Below are 15,934 nucleotides of genomic sequence, written 5' to 3' on the forward strand. Positions count from 1 at the left end.
AATGCGTCGGGCCGATCTTCCTTGTAGTAAGGAAGCCGCGGGTTGGATGGAGTACCGATATTGCTGGCGGTGAAGTCAGTAAACAGCGGGTCTTCGCCGGGGCCGCCGTCACGGTGACACTCGTTGCAGCGCGCTTTGCCTCGAAACAGATCGTATCCCGCCTGCTGCTGCGCCGTGAACTCTGCCTTTTTCGCAAGCACCGCGTCGTATCTGGAGGTGAACGACGTCACCTCGGCTGACGCCTCATAGCCGGCGATGGATTGCGCCATCTGATCAAAGGTCGTGCCAACCCGGCCGCGGTCGACCGGGCTCAGATGAACCGGCAACGGATCGCCGGCGGGCGCTGGCCCGGGCCGGTCGCAGACCTGCTCGACGTCGCTCGGCCATGCAATCGCGAACGCTTGCTGTCCCCACATGTTCTCGAACAGGACGCGATAGGGGCGCTGCGAGGCGCGAAAGACCGCACAGGCGATATCGGATAGGCCCATCTCCACCGGGTTGGTCGGCGGCCCCTCCGCCTGTTCGGCGGCAGGGTTGCCGAGCCGGCGTCCCGTCGCACGCATGTCCCAGAAATTGCCGCCGACAAGGTCGCCCTGTCCGGGATTGTAGTGCAGCACCGGCGCGAGCGGCGCGTAGGCGTGCGTCTGCGGCTTGCGATCGCTGAATCGCGTGCGCACCGATCCGGGATAGGCGCCGGTCGTGCGATTCAGCTCGGATACCGGACCGGTAAAGCCGGTCTCGGGCATGTGGCAGAAGGCGCAAGCCTCGTTGCGGTAGACCGACAAATTCTTGTCGTACAGCATCGACTTACCCAGCAACTCGATCTGCTGGGTCTGATTGTCCGGCGGTGCTGCAAGTCGCTCGAGCGTTTGCGCTTCGATGCGGTCGATCTCGGCCTCGATCAGCGCAATTTCCTGCAGCGCCTGAGGCGAGAGATTCGAGCTCGTTTCCTCCGCGTCCGGCGCCTCCGCGCCAAGCGTCGAGACGAATATCGCCGCTGCGATCGACAAAAGCGTGCGGTGTGTCCTCACCCCGGATCCCCTGCGAGCAAGTGTTGATCGGTACCGATGACATAGCACCATGGCCCGATCGCTTGAAGACGACACCCCCGGCGCAATACAATATTCTGTTTTACGATTTGGCCACGCTAGCCGGCCTTGGTAGCGGCAATATGGTCCGGACCGGCGATTTCGACCACGCAACCGGAACCTGGATGGATCGTCAAACGAAACCCGTGAAGCTTGACGATTGCCGCCACCAGGTTGAGGCCGAGCCCAAACCCGGGTGCGTTCCTCAGCTTTTCCGATCGATAGAATCGCTTCAATACGGCATCACGTTCGGCCTCGCTGATACCCGCGCCGGTGTCCTTGACGCGGATGATGCTTTCGGCGTTGCCGCGCAGCAACGAGATTTCCACCCGGCCTCCGGCCGGCGTAAATTTGACCGCGTTGTCGACGAGGTTGACGACGGCCTCCATCAACAGGTCGCGATCGCCGTCGACGACAGGTGCATGCGCGAGATCGACGTGCAGGGCGACATTCTTGCCTTCCGCGATCGGCTCGTACAGTTCGCCGATCTCGTGCACGAGGTCTGCGAGCGCGACTTTGCCGAAGGCCGCCGACCGGCGGCTATTTTCGATTTCGACAAGTCGCAGCAGGGCCGTGGTCATGGCCAGCGACTGATCGATTCCGGCGACGGCCTTGTCGGCGACCAGCCGAAACTGCTCCAGCGTTTGGGCGTTGGTCCGACCGCGTTCGAGCATCAGCCGCACGCGGGTGAGCGGTGTGCGCAGATCATGCGCGATGTCGGTACCGATCCCGGCAATAGCGTGAACGAGGTTCTCGATCTCATCGAGCATCCCGTTGACGATACCTGCAAGCTTGGCGAAGGGATCGTCCCCCTTTAGCTCGGGAAGCCGTTCGCGCAAATCCCCGCCGACGATGCGCTGGACGCGCTGATTGACATCGGCGATTCGTCGCTCGGCCCGCATGCTCAAGAGCGCACCAACCGCAAGGCAAAGCACCAGCGCGGGAATCAGACCCAATGCCAGCGCCTGGCCGACGAACCAGGATATTTCGACCGCCTCGTCAACGTCGCGACCGAGAACGAGTACGTCGCCACCGGGCAGGTGTTGTCCGATCGCGCGAACGACGCGGGTCTCGACGCTGCCATTTGCGCCTGTCCGTTTTACCTGAGCGCTCTGCACCGAACCATCGAGCCTGAGGTCGGGCGGCGGACCGTCGAGATTGCCCGCCATCCGGGTCCCATCGGGGCGGAACAGTCCAGCGAACTGCACCCCGCGCGGATCCTCGCTCAAATGATAGGCGATTATATCCGCTTGTCGCTCAGGCGGCATTGCTGACATCTCTCTCAATTGCGAGGCGATGACGTGGTCGGAGCGCGCGATCAAATAGCGGTCGGTATTCCAGTAAATAAAGCCGAACAGCACCAGCACGAAGATGGCGAAGGCGCCGGCAGCGACGGCAGCCGAGCGAAAGGTGGTTGTGCGTGCAAATTCCGGGAGGCCCATGACGTGGCCGGCTACATGCGTTACTTTTCAGTAGCCAGCTTAGCTCATTCTCGATTTCGGTGCGAATCCGCCCGTTGCAACCGGGCTGCAATCCCGCCTCAAGCATTAGTGAGGCCCGTAAGTTGGGACGCGCCAGTGGCACCGGCGGCCATCCCATGCCTATGCATGCATCGCGACCAGCGCGCCGCGTTCCCGGATAGATCGTTTGGCGGCGGCCTGCACCTTCTCGAAAGCCTGTGCTTCGAGTTGTCGAATTCGCTCACGAGACACCTTGAACTGGATCGCGAGGTCTTCCAATGTCCGTGGCTCATCGGCGAGATGGCGCGCCTCGAAGATGCGCCGCTCGCGATCGTCGAGGACGCCGATGGCGCCGAGCAGCGCTTCGCGCTGCTGATCCATCTCGTCGAGCTCGACCACGATGGCTTCCGGCGACGGGCTCTCGTCGACCAGTTGCTCGAGCCATTCGCCTGAGTTTTCCTCGTCACGGATCGATGCGTTCAGTGATACATCTCCACCAAGGCGGCGGTTCATGTCCACGACGTCATGGTCATTCACGCCGAGCGTCGTCGCGATCGCCGTGACCTGATCGGGGCGCAATTCGGCGTTTTCGAGCGCCGAGATCTTGGCCTTGGCCGAGCGAAGCTTGAAGAACAGCTTCTTCTGGCTGGCGGTGGTGCCGATCTTCACAAGCGACCACGACCGCAAGATATAGTCTTGGATCGAAGCCCGGATCCACCAGATCGCATAGGTCGCGAAGCGAAATCCTCGATCGGGCTCGAAACGATTGATGGCCTGCATCAAGCCGATGGCGCCTTCGGAGATGATTTCCGATATTGGCAGGCCATAGCCGCGGTAGTTCTTTGCGATCTTGGCAGCAAGACGTAGATGGCTGGTGACGATCTGGTCCGCGGCCTTGCGATCTCCGTGCTCGCGCCAGCGCTTGGCGAGCCGGTACTCCAGCTCTTTCTCAAGGATGGAGAAACGCCGGATATCGCCGAGGTAGCCTGAATCTGGGTTCCTCGCCGCGGATGCCGGCCGGCGGCCGGCGGTCGAAAACGATATGCGGGCAGGCAGTCCGGAAGGAGTTATGCTGGTACCGTCGACGTTCATCTTGGTCGCTCCGTCATGAAACCTGGCGCCTTGTGTCGCTCGGATCGTCGATGCATCGAAGGCGATATCCAGAAGATAACGGAACGACGTGCGGCAGCCATTAAATTGACCTTTAGGACACTAAATTCGCGTTGAGAGTCTGCTGCTCAAGTGGATGGGAAAGGGCAGATGATCTCGGCCACGCAGCCTGTGGCAGTATTGAGCGCCAGTCGGAAGCCATGCAGCTTCATGATGGCCGAGACGAGGCTCAAGCCCAGACCTGCGCCCTGCGTATTCCGGCTCTTGTCGGATCGGTAGAAGCGCCTCATGACCACGTCGCGTTCGTTCTCTCTGATCCCCGGTCCGGTGTCGCGGATCCGAATGATGTTTTCACCTTCGCCGTGGATTGCGGAAATGTTGATGCATCCGCCCGCGGGCGTGAATTTGACGGCGTTGTCGACCAGATTCATCACCGCTTCGAACAGCAGGTCACGGTCGCCATAGACTGTTGCGTTAGCCTCGGACGCCACCTGCAACGTGAGCTGCTTGTCTTCCGCGATCGGGTCGTAGAGATCGCCGACTTCCTGCACGAGTTCCGCAAGTGGAACCTGACTGAAATTCGCTCTGCCTCGGCTGTTCTCGATCTCGGTGATCCGCAACAGCGCGGTCATGATGGTCAGCGATTGATCGAGCGCGCCGATCGCGCGGTCGGTGACGCCTTGCAGCTCTGCAAGCGTCGTGGCATTGGCGCGACCGCGTTCGAGACAGACTCTCGCGCGGGTGAGCGGCGTACGCAGATCGTGCGCTATCTCGTTGCCGACTCCGGCCATCTCGGTGACAAGAACCTGGATTTCGTCGAGCATGCCATTTGCGACTGCGGCAAGCTTGTCGAACGGATGATCGAGCCCCGGGAGCGGGATCCGCTCGCTCAGATTGCCCGCCATGATGCGCCTGACCAGCGCGTTCAGGCCTGCGACGCGCCGCTGCACGCGAACGCTCAGAATGGCGCCGATCGCAAGACTGAGGCCAGCGGCGAAGGGAAGGGCGAGCAGCAGCGCGCGCGCCACTACTTCGGCGAGCTCTTTGAGCTCGCCGTTGTGACGGGCAATCACCAGTACATTGCCGTCAGGGAGGGCCCGCGCAACGGCCCGCACGGTCATCGCCTCGTGCCCGCGCGGGTCGACCCTGACCACGTGCACGGTCTGGACGGTGGCGTTGAGGGGGAGTCCTTGTGGCAAGCTCTGCAGATTTCCGGCGATCCGGTGCCCGTCGGTGCCGAACAGGCCGGCGAGCTTGACGCGGCGCGGATCTTCACTTAGCCGATCCTCGATCGCTGCCAGCTGCCGGTCCGGCGTGTCAGCCGCGACGGCTAGGTTCTCCTCGGATATGGCGGCATCCATCTTCGCCACCATATAGTTCGCGGCCTGCCAATAGACGAAGGCCGAGAACAGCAAAATGCAAACCGCGAACGCAATGGAAGTCCAGCGGAAGGTTGTGGTTCGGACAAAATCAGGAAGGTTCACGGAGAATAAATCCAGAGCCGCGGACATTGTGGATCATGGGCGGGTCATTCGGCCCGTCCACCTTGTGCCGCAACCGGCCCATATGGACGTCCACCAGATTGGTTGCAGGAACGAACTTATAGTTCCAGACTTCCTCGAGCAGCATGGCGCGCGTCAGCAGTTGGTCGCTTCGCTGCATCATGTATTCGAGCAGGCGGAATTCCCGTGGCAGCAATTCGATCGCGCGGTCGCCGCGCTTGGCCGTCCGTGCGATGAGGTCGAGCTCAAGCGGTCCCACGCGCAGCATCGTTTCCCGCGACTCGGCCGGTCGCCGCAACAGCGCTTCGATCCTCGCAACCAGCTCCACGATCGCGAATGGTTTGGTGAGGTAGTCGTCGCCGCCCGAGCGCAGCCCGCGAACGCGCTCGTCGATCGCCCCAAGCGCACTCAGGATCAGAACGGGCGTGCGGACCCGTTCCTGCCTTAACGCCTCGATGATCGTCAAGCCATCCATCCCGGGCAACATGCGATCAACGATCAGCGCATCGGGACGACAAGATCGAGCCTTGTCCAGGCCCTCGATTCCGCTGCCAGCCCTCTCGATTTCGAAACCGCGCTGAACCAGTTCGTCAGCGATTTCTTCGGCGGTTTCGCTATCGTCCTCGATCAGAAGAATCTTAGTCATCGGCAATTTCCCGATAGAAGCGGCCGAGGCGACGATATCACATTGCCGGCCCGGTGTTAGCGAGTTGCGCGGAGCGCTGTTGCCCAGAGCGATGGTCATATCCTGCACCTTGCTTCAGTCGAGCCCCTTGCACCTTGGGTGAGAGGCCGGATCGGGCGCACCATTTTGGTCGAAAACAAGCGTTGCGTGGCGCGTCTTCGGCGGCATCTTCAGCTGGGTCGTGCATCGCGAAGATATGTGCCCGGCCACCACTGCAATTTAGGACATCGGGTCCGGGGTTGCCATTAAATAGCGTTTCAGAATCGAGGCTTGGCAACTGCAGCACGGCTGGCAAGGCCGCCGGGGGACAGCTTAAATTTGTTTTTATTGTAAAGAGCCGGCTCGATCTGCGAAGGTTGGCATGCTGACCGGTCCCACCGGTCGTGGCCTTGTTGCTGAGCTGGGCGCTGGCGCCCGCCAGCAGGGCGCGACTGAGCGCGCCATAGCGCTGCCGCACGCGAGAGTCCGCGGCAAGAGGCTATGACCAGATATCGGCCGGCAGGTTGACGACGATGGGCATGGCGGTACTTCGAACCACAACCCAACAGAACGGCTCGAGTTTCGACGGGTTGATCTCCATGTGAGGCAGAAACGCCGGAACATGGATGAAGTCGCCCGCCTTGGCGCTCGCGGAATATTCTCCCTTCGCACCCCAGCGGACCTCGCTGATGCCGGAGAGGACATAGGCGACCGTCTGCTGTTCGCCATGATGATGAATCCCGGTGCGCGCGCCTGGCTCGACCTTGAATAGTCCGCTCCAAAGCACAGCATCCACACCAAGCTGCGGCGACACCGCCGCCAGCCGTTCGGAACCTGGCGTCTGGGCCGTTCCCGCGTCGAATTCTTCGGGACTGACGATACGGATTGTAGCGGGTTCACTCATGACATCGCGGCTCAATTTGAGGGTCGATGTCATGAAGTTAGGTAGACGTAGATCGTAGCGCGACTAAATTTGGATTTAAAGAACTCACTTGGTAGTGAGGCGTGCGCCTGAACGCGCCCGCGCTTCGTTCGCCTCGATCATTCGGCGGGCATCGGCTTGGCGTGAGCGGAGGCCGCGTGCTGCGTTTCTCGGAACAGCCAACTCTGCAGACGATCGAGATAGATATAGATCACGGGCGTCGTATAGAGCGTGAGGAGCTGCGACAGCGCGAGGCCGCCGACGATGGCATAGCCGAGCGGCTGACGAAGCTCCGAACCGACACCGGTACCGAGCATCATCGGAACGCCGCCAAGCAGCGCCGCCATCGTGGTCATCAGGATCGGCCGAAAGCGCATGATGCATGCCTGATAAATGGACTCTTCGGCCGTCAAGCCCTGCTCGTGCTCGACGTGCTGGGCAAAATCGACCAGCATGATGCCGTTCTTCTTGACGATGCCGATCAGCAAGATGATGCCGACGATCGCGATCACGCTCAGATCATAGTGGACCGCCATCAGCAGCAGCAGCGCACCGAGGCCGGCCGACGGCAGGGTCGAGATGATGGTGATCGGGTGGATCAGGCTCTCATAGGCGACGATCAGGATCGGCGTCGTCGACAGCGACTGTCCGAATGCCTGGGCGTTGCCCTGGAAGCTGGTCTGCAGCGAGAGCGGTTTGCCGAGCTGTTTTTCGATCTTCTGGATGGCGCTTGTCGCCTGACCGATCGCGGTGCCCGGCAGCAGGTTGAACGAAATCGTGACCGAAGGGAACTGGCCCTGGTGGTTGACCACGAGCGGCGCAACCTTCACCACGGTATCGACCAGCGTGGATAACGGCACTTCCTGCCCGCTTGAGGATTTGACATAGATGCCATTGAGCGCTTCGGGCGAGTACTGGAACTTGGGGTTGACCTCCATGACGACATGGTACTGGTTCAGCGTCGTGTACATGGTCGAGACGATGCGCTGGCCGAAGGCGTCATCAAGCGTATTGTCTATCGTGTAGGGCAGGATGCCGTAGCTTGAGGCGACCTCGCGCTTGATGGTGATGTCGAGCATCGGTCCGGCATTGAGCTGGTCCGTTGCAACATCGGTGATTCCGGGGACGGTTTTAATCCTATCGAGAAACAGCGCGGCCCAGTGATTAAGTTCTCCGGGATCGGCGTCGTTCAGCGTGTACTGATACATCGTTTTGGAGACGCGGCCGCCGATGGTGATGTCCTGCGCGGCCTGCATATAAAGCGTGATGCCCTGGATCTTGGCGAGGTTGGTCCGTAGCCGCTCGAGCACCTCGGCCATGCTGCCCCGCTCGCTCTTCGGCTTGAGCGCGATGTAGACGCGGCCGTCATTGACCGTGGTATTGCCGCCACCGGCGCCGACCGCCGCACCGACCGAGGCCACGGCCGGATCCCGCATCAGAGCGTCGAGCAGGGCTTGCTGGCGTTCGGCCATGGCCTGAAAGGAGATATCCTGCGCCGCTTCGGAGAGGCCGATGATCAACCCGGTGTCCTGTTCGGGGAAGAAGCCCTTGGGAATGACCATGTAGAGATATCCGGTCAACGCAATGGTGCCGAACATCGTCAGCAGCGTGATGAAGCGATGGCGCAGCACGATCTTGAGTCCCGCTTCATAGATGTTCCGCAGGCCATCGAAGCCGCGTTCGAAAAGCGGGTAGAGCCGCCCGTGCTGCCTGGTCTCCGGCTTGAGCAGCCGGGCGCACATCATCGGGGTCAAGGTCAGTGAGATCAGGAGCGACAGCACCAGCGCAACACTGACGGTAATCGCAAATTCGCGGAATAGCAGGCCGACATATCCACCCATCAGGAACAACGGAATGAACACCGCGATCAGCGATAGCGTGATCGACACGATGGTGAAGCCGATTTCGCCGGCGCCCTTCAGGGCTGCTTCGAATGGCGCTAAGCCTTCCTCCATGTGCCGCACGATGTTCTCGATCACGACGACGGCGTCGTCCACCACGAAGCCGACCGCGATCGACAGCGCCATCAGCGAGAGGTTGTCGAGACTGTAGCCGAGTTCGTAGAGCACAGCGAAGGTGCCGATCAGCGACAGTGGCACGGTGACCGCTGGAATAACGGTCGCCCAGAAATTGCGCAGGAATATGAAGATCACCATCACCACCAGCGCGACGGTCAGCATCAAGGTGAACTGCACGTCGCTGACCGAGGCACGGATGGTCTCGGTGCGGTCGGAGATGATATTGACCTTGACGGCCGGCGGGATCGAGGCCTGAAGCACCGGCATCATCGCCTTGATTCGGTTCACGGTCTCGATGACGTTGGCGCCGGGCTGGCGCTGGATCGCAAGGATGACCGCCCGCTTCTGGTTGAACCAGCCCGCGATCAGATCGTTCTCGGGCGCGCTGATGGCCTGGCCGACGTCGCGGATACGGACCGGCGCGCCGTTGCGATAGGCGATCACCAGGTTGGCGTAGTCGTCGGCCTTCAGCAACTGATCGTTGGTGTTGAGCGTGTAGGTCTGGCGCGGGCTGTTGAGCGTGCCTTTGGCCAAGTCGACATTGGCCTGGCCGAGCGCGGTCCGCACGTCCTCGAGATTGATGCCGCGGGCTGCGAGAGCCTGCGGATCGAGCTGCACGCGAACGGCCGGCTTCTGCTGACCGCCGATGCCCACGAGACCGACGCCGGATATCTGGGATATTTTTTGCAGCAGAATATTTTCTGCATAGGCGTCGACGGTAGTCAGCGGCAGCGTGTCCGAGGTCAAGCCGAGCACCAGGATCGGCGTGTCGGCCGGATTGACCTTCCGGATCGTCGGCGGATACGGCATGCCGGTCGGCAAATACGGGGTCGCGGCATTGATCGCCGACAGCGTGTCGCTGACCGTTCCGTCGATCTGCCGGTTGAGGTCGAACTGCAGCGTGATCTGGGTGTAGCCCAGTGCGCTTGCCGACGTCATCTGGGCGAGACCCGGGATCTCGCCGAACTGCAATTCGAGCGGCGTCGCCACCGAAGATGCCATGGTCTGCGGATCGGCTCCGGGCAGTTGAGCCGTAATCTGAAGGGTCGGATAGTTGACGTTCGGCAGCGCCGCCACCGGCAAGAGCGGATAGGCGACCAGGCCGCCCACCAGCAAGCCTACCATCAACAAAGCGGTGGCGATCGGCCGTCGGATGAAGGGTGCGGAAATGTTCATGGGATTGGCGCCTGCTGCGCGGTTTGGGCAATGGCTTCCTGGGCCGCCTGACCGTGCAGCATCGTGACCCGCGTGCCCGGCTGCAGCTTGTATTGTCCGTCGACCACGACCGTGTCGTTGGCCTTGAGGCCGGAATCGATCAGCGCCTGACCATCACTGATTTGCGCCACCTTCAGGGGGCGGATGGCTACGGTGTTGTCGGGATTGACCACGTATGCATAAGCTCCCGTCGGCCCCTGTTGCACCACGGAAGCCGGAACTGTCAGGCCGTTATGCCGTGTGTCGAGCAGCAGCCGTGCATTCACGAGCTCCCCTGGCCAGAGCCGGTGCGAGCTGTTGGGAAAATTCGCCTTGAGCTGGATCGAGCCCGTCGTCTGCAGGATCTCGTTGTTGACGAGACCGAGCACGCCCTGGCCGAGCTCGATCGTATCATCCTGATTGTAGGCCATGACCTTCAGCGCTGTTTTGGTCTTCTGCTGCTGCTGCTGGATTCTCGGCAGATCCGTCTCCGGCAGCGTGAATATCAGCGAGATCGGGTTGAGCTGGGTGACGACGACGAGGCCGTTGGTCGTGGACGGGCTGATGATATTGCCGACGTCGATCTGACGAATCCCGGCCACGCCATCGATCGGCGAGGTCAGGCGCGTGAAGCTCAGTTCCACCTTGGCGGCGTCGATCTGCGCCTGGTCGGTCTTGATTGCCGCCTGCAACTCGCCGACTTGCGCCTTCTGGGTCTCGACCAATTGCGGCGTGGCCCAGCCTTGAACCCCCAATTTGTTGTAGCGGGTGAGGTTGGCCTCGGCATTGGTGAGCTGGGCCTGATCGCGTTCCAGATTGCCGGTGTACTGCTCGATCAACGCCTGGTAGGGACGCGGGTCGATCTGGGCGAGCAGGTCGCCGGCATGCACGGCTTGGCCTTCGGTGAAGTTGATGCTGATGATTTGTCCCTGAATCTGGGCGCGCACGACATCGGTGTTGTACGCAATCACCGTGCCGACACCGCTGAGATAGATCGGCACGTCATGCTGGGCGACCACTCCGGCGACGATCGGTACCGTCGGTGGGGGCGCGGGCGCGATCGCGGCCGCAACCTTCTCCATCGGGTAGGTGTGCGTGAGGTACAGGAGACCGCCGGCCGCGACTGCGGACAGTAAAACAGCGGGAATAACGAATTTCTTTTTCATGGTCGCTCTCGCTTCCGGTCAGGAATTTTGTACTAGCCACCTGGAGTGACTGACGTTGCGTTGCTCCCGGACGTCGTAGTGGGCATCGCTGAAGTCCCGATACTGCTCGTTGTCGGCAAGACGCTGATCGTGGGCACCGCCGCGGCGGAACTGACGCCGGGATTGCCGATCTCGGTGGAACCCAAGGGAATTCCGGTTCGATCAACGCCGCCCGGTGCCGTGGGCGATGTTGCCGTCGGGGTCGAGGAGGAGGCGATGCTGCTCGAGCCGGAGCCGCACATTCCCGACAATCCCGATGTCTCCACCATCGGCGAGGTTGTCGACATTCCCGATATCGATGAGGTGCTCGACACCGACATGGCCCCGGTCGCGGGCGTCGTGCTTCCTACCGCCATTCCGCCGCCATCGTAGCTCGAAGGCGAGCCGTACATTCCCGACGGCGAACTCCCCAACGTCGAGCAGGCCGTTCCGCTCATCGTGGCGGTCGTGGGCGCCGGACTGACGCCGGGGGAGGCGATCTCCGTGGCGCCGAACGGGATTCCGGTTTCGCCGACTGATGTTGTCGGGCCGATGCCAAGCGGAGAAGTGGGGCTCAGCGTTGGCGTCGTTGGCATCGTGCCGATCTGGGCCAACGCCGGGCTCAATCCGGAAATCGACAGAACGAACGCGATCATCACAGCTTGTTTCATGGGTGCCTTCCAGACTTGAGTGGCGTAGCGGCTCAGGCGGCAAGCCGGTCAGGAGGAGCCATGAACTCCGGGCCCACCGGATCCTCGACGGTACGCTTGAGAATCTGATCGATCTCGGCCATCGCGGTCCCGTCGATACGCCATCCCGCGACCTCGCGGATTGGTGCGAGTTGCTCGGGCCGCCTGGCGCCCCACAATGCGATGTTCTTGTTGTTGCGGTCGAGCACCCAGCGCGCAGCGAGATGGATGACACGCTTGCCGTAGTGCGCCGAAGCGAACGCATCGAGTTGTGCGACCGCATCGAGGTATTGCTCAAAGCGAGGCGGCCGAAATTTCGGATCGTTCCTGCGCAGGTCGTCGCCGCTAAACCGGGTCCTGTCCGTCATGCTTCCGGAGAGGAGGCCGCGGCAAAGCGAGCCATAGGCGAGCAGTGCGATGTTGTGATCGCGGCAATAGGGCAGCACATCCTGCTCGATGCCGCGCTCGAACAGATTGTAGGGCGGTTGCGCGGTGTGCAGCGGCGCTACGGCACGGAACTCGTCCATCTGTGCCGGGCTGAAATTGCTGACCCCGATGGCGCGGATTTTTCCGGACCTGTAGAGCGCAGCCATCGCGTCCGCGACTTCGGCGATCGGCGTCTTCGGGTCCGGCCAGTGCACCTGGTAGAGGTCGATAACGTCAGTCTGCAGACGCCGCAATGATCGCTCGGCTTCACAGACAATCCGCGCTCTGCTGGCATTGCGAAATGGCTTGCCATCGGCCCAATCGAGTCCGACCTTGGTGGCGATGACCGTATCTTTGCGCCGGCCCCCAATGGCAAGCGCCTTGCCGACGATCTCCTCCGAACGCCCGAAACCGTATACCGGCGCCGTGTCGATCAGGTTGACTCCGCGGTCGAGCGCTGCGTGAATGGTGCGAATGGCATCCTTCTCGTCGCTTCCGCCCCACATCCAGCCGCCTATCGCCCAGGTGCCCAGCGCAACGCGGGAGACCCGAATTGAGGTTTGCGGAATTTCGACGAATTCCATTTCGGTTTGGCTCTGTTCGGTGTGTGGCATCACTCAGTTCCTGTTCGGAGTTTGTGTCTCGCCTCGACGCCGCGGACGAACCCCGCGGCAGGCGCGATGACAGCGCGATAGTTCATGCCCTGCCGCTTCCGACATAATGCGCGCCGAACAAGATTTCGATTAAATAAGCGTTTATTGCCCGACGCTGGCGGTGATTGCCTGAACTCGGAATAAGCAGGGAGCACGCAAACGCTGCGTACGTAGTTACTGCAAGCGCGCGGCCGCAGCGGCACGATTGCGCCCTGCTGATGGATTATGACTCTCGCCGTGCTTGACTGAAATGCGCCTCCAAGGGCGCTTGACGAATTCGATCGTCTCGTGTCTCGCCGCTCGCAGGTCGGTGGCCGGTGGCCGGTGGCCGGGGGCCGAAGGAGCTGGTAGCCACAGACGGCCTCTTCAACAGCCCCGGCAGATCGAGTCTATCATCTTGTCGACTTTCGCTTCTTCGCGGTCGATGGCGGGATTGGTGCCGAGCAGTGGCCCCTTCATCGGGCCGGCGCCGACCCCGGATGACGAAAGCGCCGTGCCCAGAGAGTTAGTGCCGGGCGCGGCGGCGCTGGTGCCGTAGGCGCCGCCAGACATGGGCATATGATGTGATCCCATGCCGCCGCGGCCGAATGCGACCGTGGTCGAAAAGCCAATGCTAATGACGATGCAAAAAACCGAAAGCGCTTTCATGCCGAAAACTCCCTGTCGCAAATGAAATAGCCGGTTGCGGCGCTTAGGTCGCCGGCCGGCCTGCCGGCGGCCCAGACGGAATCTCGATTGCGCCGGCTCTGGCCACCGCCGCGGCCGTGATCATCCTCGCCCCGCCATTACCAATGGAACCGCTGCCTGGGTCGAAATCGATGAGGAGGATGACAGCTGTACAAACGACTGCGACAATTGCGGTTATGACCGCGGGCATCAGGTCTCCGCGCCTGTTCATTCTTTGAGCATCCATCTGCCTGTTCTCCAGAGCCGTGGCCCCGATGCACTTGCATCGGGGTGCCGTTGATCAAGCCACATCATCCAATCGCGCCGCGAGGAGAGGGATCGAGCGCAATCAACGTGACAGTCGATTGGCGATGCGCACAAAACTAATCTAGGTTCGCAACGCGCCGCCACCACTAAATTCGGTTTTATTCGTTGCGTGTATGCGTCCACCATCCCGGCGATTTGACCGTCCGTGCGGCCGATACGGGTCTGGGGCCATGGTTGGCACGGAGGTAGCGGGTACCCTGGTTGGGGCCGCGGCTGCTCGCGGCGCGGGAAGCCAATTTCGGGAATAGCCGAGCCGGACGGGTATTCTGGGGTTTGCGGGTCGTGCCGTTTGAGTTAAAAGATCGCTCCGTGTGTCGAGATCGATGCCAGTTAGCTCGCTGCGGCAGCTTCGGTGCTTTAGTCGAAACCAGTCGCCGGCTGCGGGTCGTGGTAGCTGTATCGAACTCGCTCGGCACGTAGAAGCCAATTCTGGCGAGAACGTCGATCGCCGGTGCCTTCGAACTGGTTGCTCTCGATGGTTCGCCGCGCAGGCGCGCGGCTCGGATGTGTGAGATGGTAGCGTGACTCAGCGCAATTCGTCAGTGAAGGCCGTTGACGGCAGGGATCGATGCGTTGTTTTCGTCGTGGACGACGATGACTCTACGCGTCGTGCGCTGGCGAGACTTTTCCATTCGGTGCAGTTGCGGGCCGAAGTGTTTGCCTCGGCACAGGAGTTCCTGCGTAGCGAGCGCGCTGACGTACCTAGCTGCCTGGTACTCGATGTTCGCCTTCCTGGATTGAGCGGTCTCGATTTCCAGGCCGAGTTGGCAAAGGCGGACATCCGGATTCCCGTCGTGTTCATCTCGGGGCATGGCGACATCCCCATGACGGTGCGGGCCATGAAAGCAGGCGCCATCGACTTCCTTGTCAAGCCGTTTCGCGACCAAGATCTTCTGGATGCCGTCGCAACCGCGATCCAGCGTGATGAGAAGCGGCGTGAACACGAGCTTATGATCACCGAGCTGAAGGCGCATTTTCAATTGCTTACCCCCCGCGAGCGCGAAATCATGGCTTTCGTCGCGAGCGGGCTCATGAGCAAACAGATCGCAGCAAAATTCGAGCTTAGTGAGATCACGGTGAAGGTGCATCGCAGTCACCTGATGAAGAAAATGGGCGCGAGATCGGTGGCTGATCTGGTCAGAATGGCGGAAGCGCTCGGCGTCACGCCGGCCCCAGCGCTGAGCCAAAAGCGATAGGGCGTGATGTTCGCTCAAATCCATCTCCCATTGGGCTTGGCGATCAGCCGGCACGATGCATCGGCATGCTCCCAGCAACGCAACCTAAGTATAGTTCCGGACTTGCCCGGCCAGTGTTACCTCAAGCGAGAGGCGGCACCGTGTCGGGGCGAGACCGTGATCAGGTCCGTACTCGAAAGAGGGTTGCCGGCGTGGAAATCCCGATAGTCTCAATCGTTGATGATGACGCTTCGCAGCGCACTGCGACCGCACGGCTGTTGAGGTCAATGGGATTTGCGACTTACGCGTTTGCTTCGGCGCGTGAGTTCTTGTTTTCGCCGCGATTGCGCGACACCTGCTGCCTCATTGCCGACGTCGAGATGCCCGGTATGAGCGGCGTCAAGTTGCAAGAGCACTTGATCGCCCAGGGCACCAACACGCCGATGATTTTCATTACCGCGTTTCCCGAGGACCGGATTCGGGAGCAGGCGTTGAGGGCTGGGGCGATCGGCTTTTTGGCCAAGCCTTTCGACGAGACGCAATTGCTCGAGTGCGTTGAGCGGGCCCTGGCGATGCACCGCAAAGGGCAGGATGACACGTAATCAGGTGGGGCGGCGAGCCGCGCCTGGAGAAACCCGATCCCGCCGCGTCGGATAACAAAAAGTATCGGAGGGCCAGGTTTACGGCGTTTCGCGTTTTAGTTCCGTTCGAGAACGTTGGACATCAGAAGCGAGCTGCGACTTTGAAGAGTGCCAAAACAACCGCTTCTGTGAAGATTTGGATGCCGGCCCCCGGTGTGCGCGGCGCCACCTTCATGGCGCCGGCATCCGAAGACTTCGAAATTGCTGTCATTGGC

14 protein-coding genes and 1 pseudogene are annotated in these 15,934 nt (G+C 61.4%); 4 read left to right on the top strand and 11 right to left on the bottom strand.

Annotated features, from left to right (window positions below; translation table 11 throughout):
* The 9 genes and pseudogenes from ABSG20_RS22875 to ABSG20_RS22915 all read right to left on the bottom strand — a co-directional run.
* Window positions 1-1,031, bottom strand: a 1,031-nt coding sequence (locus tag ABSG20_RS22875; RefSeq protein WP_423866790.1) for a cytochrome-c peroxidase, incomplete at its 3' end; no start/stop codon positions are given.
* 116 nt (window positions 1,032-1,147) lie between these two features.
* Window positions 1,148-2,530, bottom strand: a complete 1,383-nt coding sequence (locus tag ABSG20_RS22880) for a sensor histidine kinase (RefSeq protein ID WP_423866791.1) — start codon at window positions 2,528-2,530, stop codon at window positions 1,148-1,150.
* 159 nt (window positions 2,531-2,689) lie between these two features.
* A complete protein-coding gene (rpoH, locus tag ABSG20_RS22885) occupies window positions 2,690-3,640 on the bottom strand; it encodes an RNA polymerase sigma factor RpoH (RefSeq protein ID WP_423866792.1) in 951 nt (316 codons plus the stop codon).
* A gap of 146 nt (window positions 3,641-3,786) precedes the next feature.
* Window positions 3,787-5,142, bottom strand: a complete 1,356-nt coding sequence (locus ABSG20_RS22890; protein ID WP_423866793.1) for a sensor histidine kinase — start codon at window positions 5,140-5,142, stop codon at window positions 3,787-3,789.
* Entirely contained in the window at window positions 5,129-5,806 is a 678-nt protein-coding gene (locus tag ABSG20_RS22895; RefSeq protein ID WP_423866794.1) for a response regulator transcription factor, read from the bottom strand. The genes ABSG20_RS22890 and ABSG20_RS22895 overlap by 14 nt, the downstream gene beginning before the upstream one ends.
* Window positions 5,807-6,217: 411 nt before the next feature.
* Window positions 6,218-6,320, bottom strand: a pseudogene (locus ABSG20_RS22900) (FAD binding domain-containing protein); the annotation flags it as partial.
* A 3-nt stretch (window positions 6,321-6,323) separates the two neighbouring features.
* Complete coding sequence (locus tag ABSG20_RS22905; RefSeq protein WP_423866795.1) at window positions 6,324-6,728, bottom strand: cupin domain-containing protein; 405 nt, start codon at window positions 6,726-6,728, stop codon at window positions 6,324-6,326.
* Window positions 6,729-6,865: 137 nt separating this feature from the next.
* The gene (locus ABSG20_RS22910; protein WP_423866796.1) at window positions 6,866-9,940 is read right to left on the bottom strand and encodes an efflux RND transporter permease subunit; all 3,075 of its coding nucleotides are present in this window, start codon (window positions 9,938-9,940) and stop codon (window positions 6,866-6,868) included.
* Window positions 9,937-11,124, bottom strand: coding sequence for an efflux RND transporter periplasmic adaptor subunit (locus ABSG20_RS22915; RefSeq protein WP_423866797.1), 1,188 nt, complete (start codon window positions 11,122-11,124; stop codon window positions 9,937-9,939). Before ABSG20_RS22915 ends, ABSG20_RS22910 begins: the two co-directional genes overlap by 4 nt.
* 78 nt (window positions 11,125-11,202) lie before the next feature.
* Between ABSG20_RS22915 and ABSG20_RS22920 the strand changes: the two genes are divergently transcribed.
* Window positions 11,203-11,535: a hypothetical protein gene (locus ABSG20_RS22920; RefSeq protein WP_423866798.1), complete on the top strand. Its 333-nt coding sequence runs from the start codon at window positions 11,203-11,205 to the stop codon at window positions 11,533-11,535.
* 75 nt (window positions 11,536-11,610) lie between these two features.
* Entirely contained in the window at window positions 11,611-11,832 is a 222-nt protein-coding gene (locus tag ABSG20_RS22925) for a hypothetical protein (RefSeq protein WP_423866799.1), read from the top strand.
* A gap of 13 nt (window positions 11,833-11,845) precedes the next feature.
* Here ABSG20_RS22925 and ABSG20_RS22930 read toward each other — a convergent pair whose 3' ends face one another.
* Window positions 11,846-12,871 (bottom strand): aldo/keto reductase, encoded by a 1,026-nt coding sequence (locus tag ABSG20_RS22930; protein ID WP_423866800.1) that lies wholly within the window; start codon window positions 12,869-12,871, stop codon window positions 11,846-11,848.
* A gap of 405 nt (window positions 12,872-13,276) precedes the next feature.
* Window positions 13,277-13,558: a hypothetical protein gene (locus ABSG20_RS22935; RefSeq protein WP_423866801.1), complete on the bottom strand. Its 282-nt coding sequence runs from the start codon at window positions 13,556-13,558 to the stop codon at window positions 13,277-13,279.
* An 866-nt stretch (window positions 13,559-14,424) separates the two neighbouring features.
* Between ABSG20_RS22935 and ABSG20_RS22940 the strand changes: the two genes are divergently transcribed.
* Both ABSG20_RS22940 and ABSG20_RS22945 read left to right on the top strand, forming a co-directional pair.
* The gene (locus tag ABSG20_RS22940; RefSeq protein WP_423866802.1) at window positions 14,425-15,099 is read left to right on the top strand and encodes a response regulator transcription factor; all 675 of its coding nucleotides are present in this window, start codon (window positions 14,425-14,427) and stop codon (window positions 15,097-15,099) included.
* Between the two features lie 140 nt (window positions 15,100-15,239).
* On the top strand, window positions 15,240-15,680 hold the full coding sequence (locus ABSG20_RS22945; protein WP_423866803.1) for a response regulator transcription factor: 441 nt from the start codon (window positions 15,240-15,242) through the stop codon (window positions 15,678-15,680).
* Window positions 15,681-15,934 lie beyond the last annotated feature (254 nt).

It is taken from the genome of Bradyrhizobium sp. (assembly GCF_049512235.1).
GTDB lineage: Bacteria > Pseudomonadota > Alphaproteobacteria > Rhizobiales > Xanthobacteraceae > Bradyrhizobium.